Genomic DNA, 7,795 nt, shown 5'->3' with positions numbered 1-7,795 from the left:
AGTGGCACCTTGTTATTTATCATCACGGAAAGTTATTATAAATGTAGTCCTGTCTGTAGTATCAAGTTCCACTTCTCCTTCTATCTGAGAAACGAGGTTCGTCACAAGCTGTAATCCGAGGGATTCAGTATTCTTAAAATCGATATCTTCCGGGAAATGTTTGCCCGTATTGCTAATGGTAAGTTCAAATATCCCATCCTTTTTGATAAAATCGATATCGATCTCACCTTTTATGCCGTTTTCAAAAGCATGCTGGAGTGCATTGGATGTAAGTTCGTTTATGATGATCCCAAGTGGTACAGCAGTATCCATTCCAAGGAACACATCATCGACATTGAGAATAAGTTTTACATTTTCTCCCTCCACTCTATAGGAGTGGAAAAGATGGTCTGTAAGGTCCCTGATATAGTCAGCAAGATCAAGGCTGACAAGGTCCTTTGACTGGTAGAGCTTCTCATGGATAAGTGCTATCGAACGTACGCGGTTCTCGCTGTCCCTGAATGCATCTATTACTTCCTGGTAACGAAAGTTAAGTGATTCCAGATACAGCATTCCAGAAACTACCTGAAGATTGTTCTTAATGCGATGATGTATCTCTTTTGTTCTTATTTCATCCATTTTCTTCAGTGCATCTTCAGCTTCGACACGCTCGGTAATATCAAGTATCGTTCCCTGGAAGTATGCAATTTTTCCTTCCTCATCACGTTGTATGAACGTATCTTCATGCACCCAGCGTATTTCTCCGTTTTTGGTGACGATACGATAGTCTTTGTGGAAATGGTCGTGACCTTCATCTGCACGTTTATTCAGTTCGGACCAGACATCATCACGATCATCTTTGTAAATTATGTTGCCATACAAAAGATTTCCTGATGAGAACTCTTCTAAAGAATAGCCGAATTGAGAAACATTGTCAGAAACGAATTCAACAGGGTATTCATGCTCGAACTTCCACCAGAATACCACAACTTTACTGCTGTTCACTGCTGATTCCATTTTTCGTATCAATTCATATGAGTTTTGTAATTCTTTGGAATAGGCAGTTAAAGCATCCATTATTTCGTTTATACTTTCGGGTATGAGCTTGAAGTCGATCTCCACATCAGTATTGGCCCTGGCATCGAGATCCCCCTTTATCGCAGCTCCTGATATCTTCTTAAAATCAATAACTATCTCGTTGATCCTGTCTGTAAATGAAGCTGCTATTAAGTATGCCATGGCACCCATGAAAATGATGGAGAATGTATAGATCGTGATCAGAGTGGAGCGCAATGATTCCACTCCGGCTAACATCTCTTCGGTAGGAACAACTAGTACGATAGCGAATTTACCTGTCTCTATGGGTTCGTAGAACATTACCACTTCTTTTCCGGTCACCGGGTCGATGGTATCGATGTGTCCTCCAATACCATTATTGATGTCTTTGGTAGCTTTTTCTACCATCGGCATTTCAAAATCTGCCATTGATCTTAGGCCGATCCAATCCTTTCTCGTTGGATGGGATAGTAACACTCCGGTATTGCTTACCATGAACAGATAACCGGTATCAAATGCTTTTACGCTGCTTACGGTCTCATCGACATAGTTTAGCTCTACATCAACCCCACCGATGCCTATGAACTCTCCGTCTCTGACAATGGGTGCATCATAACTTACGATAAGAGCGCCTTGGTAGAGATAGGGCTCTGTAATGACATCCTGCTCCAGTCTTTTTGTAAGCTGGTAATAATCGAGGGTATCATAATCTACAAGTGGCTCCACGAACATCCCGCCGCCGATCTTGTTCCAGTAAGGAATGAAACGCCCGGTTTCATCGTGAGTTGCATCAGCATTGATGAACTCAGAATCCCGGCCGTCAAAAGCGTTTGGTTCGAAAGCAACATATACGGCAAGAAGTTCTGGATTCTCCAGTAATAGTTCTTCCAGCATGGCATTTATTTCATCACGGTCAGCATTATCATATTTGGCCAGAAGTGCTGCAAGGGTATGTGCAACTGCCATATTCGCTTTCATATCAGCATTGTAGCTATTTGCAAAACTTTTTGCGTTTTGAATGGAGTCGTGATATGCGAGTTGTTCTTCCTGTTCTGTAACTGTGGAGATGACAATAAAGGTAGATGCGGATAATATCAGAAAGACCCCTGTTACAATATATAGTACAAGTTTTACTTTTAATGATACATCTTTCCATCTCATTATCGTTTCACTTCCGTTGTGATATTCACATAAATTTATTCAATAGGGTGTGGATAGGCTCTTATAGTGTTCGAACAACATTTTTCCCCATTCTAATGCACTGGCTTCAAAGCTCATGATGTCGTGATGATCATATCTGCCTTGAATATTGAAAAGGCTCATGTAGATAAAATTATCAGTGACACTGAATGAAGGTGGTTTTATTGTATCTTCACAAACAAAAATTGTAGTGTTCTTTGAACTAAGGAACGCTTCCATCTCCTTTTCGGAATCGCTCAGCATTCTTTCAAGTACGGATTCTGTAAGTATGATCTCCATACTGACTCCGGCAGTGTCCAGTTTATTGAAAAGGTCAAGGTTATCCGGATGGTAAAGAGAGAGCACGGATGATACTTTGTTTGATATTTGCATGTTATTCAGGAAGTCATCCTGAAGTTCATACATGTGATCCAGGTCAGGTACTATTAATTGGATATTTCCAAGGCTTCCAATGTTGTCCAGAAGCTCATCTGGAATTGTGGTCAGATCTCTTTCATCCCAGTATTCACAGGCTACATCAAAGACTTTAAGCATGCTTGAGAGGGGGTTCATGTTCTCTACGACCAGTCTTCCTATACTGGTCAATTCATATGCTCCGTTCTCGTTCTTGTCTATAAAACCGACTTCTCTCAGTTTTTTTATTTGGGGGAGTATGGATGAAGAGGTAACTTCGAGAGTAGAATCTATTGTTTTGATATCAGCAGGATCGTTAAGTAGCATAAGGAGAAGATTTTCCCTTTTTTCTGAGAGAAAAATAGTTTCAATAAGTTCCATTGGCATCTTGAATATTCTCCTTTTATAGCTCTGTTATCTCTGTTGATCGGTCACAATAATACTGGAAAAGCTCTTTTCCCCATTTCAAAGCGGTTTCATCGAAGCTCATTATATCTCTGTGATCATAGCGCCCCTGTTCATTGAAAAAGCTGACATACATGAACCAGTCAGAGACATCGATAGCTGGTGGTCTTCCTTCACCTTCATAGAGGTACAATTTTGTGCTTTTTGACGAAAGTAGGAACTCCAGTTCTGAAGCACAATTCTTTTCCATTCTTTTAAATACTGATCTTGAAAGTAAGAGTGTGAGGCTGTCTGCTTTTTCTGCAAGTTGGGAATAGAACTTTGGATATTCAGGGCGGAAAAATGAGATGATGGACATTATTTCCTTTGATCTCAATAAGTTCTCAGTGAATTCTTTTGGTATCTCAAAAGTATAGTTCAGATCAGGTTCAAGAAGGAGATAATTGCCAAGGTTGTGAAGTCCTTTAAAAAGATGTGGGGGGAGTATGTTAATATCGTGCTGTTCCCAGTAACTTCTATTCTCGTTTATCATTCGCAGTGTGTTGATCAAAGGGAGCATGTTTCTAACTATAAGTCTGCCAGTATTGGAAAGTCTATAAGTTTCATCTTCTTCAATGATGAGACATTTTTCTTTCAGCTTTTTTATCTGTGGCATCATTCCACGAGAGGTCACATTAAGAGAGACCTTGATCTGTTCTATATCTCTCGGTCCTTCCATAAGTAACAAAAGCAGGTTTGTCCTTTTCTCAGAAAGCCAGACATTATCCGTCAATGAAGAATTCATTATACACCTTTACCCCGAAATACTGCTGATGATATATTTTAGCTTTAATTTGCAACAGTATAATGATTGTTTGTTAGATAAGAAGGTTTCTATTTATTGTTGTGAATGTAACTGAAATTTATTTATAAACATCTTATAGAAATTAGGCTTCAATGACAGTAAAAAAAATAAAAGGAGAAGTTGTGGCAGTTAAACCACAACCAATTGGAGTCAATTTAATAAATATAGTTCTTAAGAGAGTGGCGCAGGATCACAGCAAAGAATACAAGGATCACTGACAGCAATCCAAAATATTGTACTGGATCCCATTCGAACACCATGGGTCCAGTATCTCCTCCTCCAAGTATAATTACGGGAGCTATTACACAAATACCTGCGACAACGAAGATGAACAGGATATCTGCAATCTGCATGACCATACTACTTTTTACTTCAGATTTTGCCATATTTCCATCCCCTTAATCGTAATATTTAAAGTCGTACATGTGTTCCTTTATGGATTTGTACACAGCAATGCAACCGATGGTCTCGATCCCGAGCAGGAGCACCAGGAACAAGAGGTAGACCGGGAAGATTATACGAACTTCAGGCACTGCATCCCACAGAGTTGATATTATCTTGTAAAAGACAAATGTCTCTGAGAAGAACAATAGTCCTAACACAAGAACAATAATACCTGCATCTTTTTTGAGGTCGTTGTGATATTTTGTCTTATTTACCATTTTTCTTCCTCCATTATCTCCTGTGTGAGGGTTCAGGCCATCCGAGGTCTTCTCCCCAATCGTGATTGATCTCAATGCTCTTGTATCTCCACGAGAAGTAGAAGTATGCTATCACGTAGAACAAGAGTCCGAAGATAAGGTTGAAACCGTATCCCCAGTTAAGGGTAGACATGATCACAATGGCAAGGAAGATCGTAATATATGCAATTGTTGGCTGCAGAGGGCCCACAAACGGGCGGACCGTCTTGCTGTGCTCCGGGAATAACTTCCTGAAGCGGATCAGGGAAAATGGGATCATTACATAGCAGATTAGACCTGATATGATTGAAAAGGTGATGACCTGATCGAGGAAACCACTAAATGCAAATGCGATTGCTATAGGCATTGTGAAAATGACTGCCCTGTATGGGGTGCTGTAACGTGGATGCACGTCAGCGAACCAATTTGTCAGAAATTTATCCCTTGAAAGGGCAAACCATGACCGTGATGCGTCGCAAACTGTACCGTTTGCACTTGCAAGACAGGTGAAAAGTGTACCGATCCCGAGAGCTGCAATAAGGAATTTTGAACCTGTTGCTGTTGCTGCTTCAAAGAGTGGGTATACTGAAGTACCGAGTTCTGCGGCTGGGATAAGACCTGAACATACGTAGAGTGTCATACCTGAACCGAGAAGAAGGGTTATCATACCTGCTTGCTGACCAAGAGGAACTGCTCTTGTTGGATGTTTACATTCTTCTGCACACATTGCTGCTCCTTCGATACCAAGGTAGAACCAGGGTCCAAATTGCAGAGCCGCAAAAATACCGATAAAACCGTTAGGCATAGCTCCTGATATTAGATATTCTGGATGCCATGTGCCGGCAAATCCGGTAATGTTGGCGAAGAAGAAAACAATAATAGCTATCAATGCAGTGAACGTGAGTGCAAAGTTAAGATTAAGGGCAGCCACGACTCCACGATAGTTCATAAATGTTAAGAATGCGATAATTAACAGTGTAACCGGGAATGTTTGTATTTCCGGGAAGATCGAATTTGTGATGGATGCAACGACAATAGCGTCAGCAGCTTCCAGGGCAATGAATTCCATGTATACTGCAAGACCAACAAGTGCAGCTGCACCAGGTCCTACGAATAATCTTGCCCAATCATAAGGTCCGCCTGCAAGTTTAGTTGATGATCCTAGTTCACTAGCGCATAAAGAAACCATTACAAACATGGTACCGGCAACCAGCAGTGCAAAGAGTGAACCAAGTATTCCACCTTTTGCAACTGTGAAGTTCCATCCCATGTATTCGCCTACCAGAACAATACCAACTCCAAGCGCCCATACGTGATAGGGGCGGAGTGTTTTTACAACACCGGCATGTTCCGAATTTGTATTTCCAGACATTTAACTCTCCTTATAAACCACAATTATTTTGAGACTTTACTGGCATCTAACAACATCCAACCTATCAAAACAAAACAGGTCAAATAGATGATTCCATTTATTATAGTCCATGTATCCATGTTCGTGCACCTTTTCCTTAAGGGGTAAGTTACCACTTTACCTTTCAAAGGACAACTTTTAGGTGTGAGTTGCCTCTTTTCAAGGGATTTTGTGCCACATATTACATTGTATTATTTATATTTTTTGGTCAATAGTGTGGAGGAAATGTCCTTCTGGCACTCTAAAATATAAATTTTTCTATTAGAAAATTGCTATTAAAATATTTTTAAAGAATATTTGCAATTTTATTTTAAAAAATAGGGCAGGTAAGGTTCACTTAAATTTATTGCATTTATAATTTATGATATGCTATTTTGAAATGCTGACCCTTTAGTATCTACTCGATATACTGGACAGTATCAAGTGTATTAAAGAAGATATTCCTGTTTGTAAAGGTTGAGGGTCTTCACAGCATTTGAAAACGATGTTTAGGCCTTGTAGTACTCGTGAGTTGTTTGTTAGCCTTTGTAGGCCATGTGTGGCTCCTGTAGTGCTAGTGGGATAGGATGCAGCAGGATAGATTCAATGTTGTCCTTGTAATGATCGGGGACTGAGTGTGATTTCTGCAGGAATTGAAGACCTTATGAAATCCTCGCAGTAATATATAGGTGTTTTATGAGGTACCTATGTGAAAAAATAAGCAAAAAAGAAAAGAATGCCAGCACACATGCTGGCAAAAGATATCATGTAATGTTTTGATCTTAGAATGTAAGACCGAAGTCTTCGAGTTTCCTTCTTGCACCCTCGTAGACCTTGACATACTCGTCTGTTGGTGTAACGGTTGCAACGTCATAACAGTCCTGGAATCTCTTACCCTCAGGAGCATTTGCGTAGTTGCCTTCGTAGGAGCTGACGATGTTGTTGATAACAGCGTTCACGGAGTCGATGTCCATGCCTGCTGTTGCACGTGCGACTTCTCCCATCATCCTTGCTTCCATACCGGTTGTCTTGTCAGTGATGACACCTTTTGCTGCTGCGACACCTGAGAGGATTTCACGGCCGGATGCTGTGTCATTTACTGACTGTGCTGCTGCTTCGAGGAGGCACATTTCGGTACATGGACCTGCACATGGATAGTACTGGTTACCGGTCATAAGGTCTGTGAATTCACTGAGGGTTGCACATGCCCATCCAGCGATCTGGAGGGTTTCTCTGGTGTTGGTGGATCCCCATCTGATGTGGACAGGACCATCAAGGTGCCAGCTTGCACTGCTCATTACCATGGAGTTAAGGCTGGTTGCAATGTCTACAATGGTTGTTTCCTCAATACCGCCAGCGTATCCGCCGAAGATAGGCATCTGTTCATCCATGATGATGTCGCTGTTACCCTTGTAGTGTGCGATAACTGCGATCGCATCGAGGTCGATCTTAAGCTCGTTGAGCTGTGATACTTCATGGCTGTCACTTGTTACCTGGCCACCGACACAGTCGGAAGCGATATTTCCCTGAGCGGACAGGGAAGTCTCAGGTCCCTAAACAGCCATACCAGGTCTGCCAGCCATTGCTGCTGCGTTCCTGATGAGCCTTGTTTCGGACTTTGCTGCGAGGATCTCGTATGGGCTGCCTGGTATAGGTGGCTTACCACGGATCGTCATCATGACACCATTTACAATTGTGTCAACTTCTTTCTCGAGTGCATAGCTCATGTGAATTGGCATGAACATATCTTCTGAGATAGGTGAACCGGTTGGACCGCCCTGTACTATAGGCTTTCTCTTGTCGCCTATTGTCCTCTTCTTCATCTGTACTGAATCTCTGCCGGTACCG

At 41.5% G+C, this 7,795-nt stretch carries 6 protein-coding genes and 1 pseudogene; all 7 read right to left on the bottom strand.

All coding sequences use genetic code 11. The features are described 5' to 3' along the window. Positions 1 to 12: 12 nt before the first annotated feature. Positions 13 to 2,196, bottom strand: a complete 2,184-nt coding sequence (locus QAS77_RS08805; protein ID WP_305065002.1) for a histidine kinase dimerization/phosphoacceptor domain -containing protein — start codon at positions 2,194 to 2,196, stop codon at positions 13 to 15. A gap of 39 nt (positions 2,197 to 2,235) precedes the next feature. Beyond that, entirely contained in the window at positions 2,236 to 3,015 is a 780-nt protein-coding gene (locus QAS77_RS08800; RefSeq protein WP_305065001.1) for a helix-turn-helix transcriptional regulator, read from the bottom strand. A 16-nt stretch (positions 3,016 to 3,031) separates the two neighbouring features. Next, positions 3,032 to 3,817: a helix-turn-helix transcriptional regulator gene (locus QAS77_RS08795; RefSeq protein WP_305065000.1), complete on the bottom strand. Its 786-nt coding sequence runs from the start codon at positions 3,815 to 3,817 to the stop codon at positions 3,032 to 3,034. A gap of 215 nt (positions 3,818 to 4,032) precedes the next feature. After that, positions 4,033 to 4,263 (bottom strand): AcrB/AcrD/AcrF family protein, encoded by a 231-nt coding sequence (locus tag QAS77_RS08790; RefSeq protein WP_250867321.1) that lies wholly within the window; start codon positions 4,261 to 4,263, stop codon positions 4,033 to 4,035. Between the two features lie 12 nt (positions 4,264 to 4,275). After that, entirely contained in the window at positions 4,276 to 4,539 is a 264-nt protein-coding gene (locus QAS77_RS08785; protein ID WP_305064998.1) for a monomethylamine transporter, read from the bottom strand. 13 nt (positions 4,540 to 4,552) lie between these two features. Then, a complete protein-coding gene (locus QAS77_RS08780) occupies positions 4,553 to 5,929 on the bottom strand; it encodes an APC family permease (RefSeq protein ID WP_305064996.1) in 1,377 nt (458 codons plus the stop codon). A gap of 800 nt (positions 5,930 to 6,729) precedes the next feature. Next, positions 6,730 to 7,795: pseudogene (locus QAS77_RS08775) on the bottom strand (monomethylamine:corrinoid methyltransferase); the annotation flags it as partial.

The sequence above is a fragment of the Methanococcoides sp. genome (genome assembly GCF_030594565.1).
In the GTDB taxonomy this organism is placed as follows: Archaea; Halobacteriota; Methanosarcinia; order Methanosarcinales; family Methanosarcinaceae; genus Methanococcoides; species Methanococcoides seepicolus.
The sequence above is the reverse complement of the archived record's forward strand: the minus strand, read 5'-3'. Positions and strand labels throughout refer to the sequence as shown.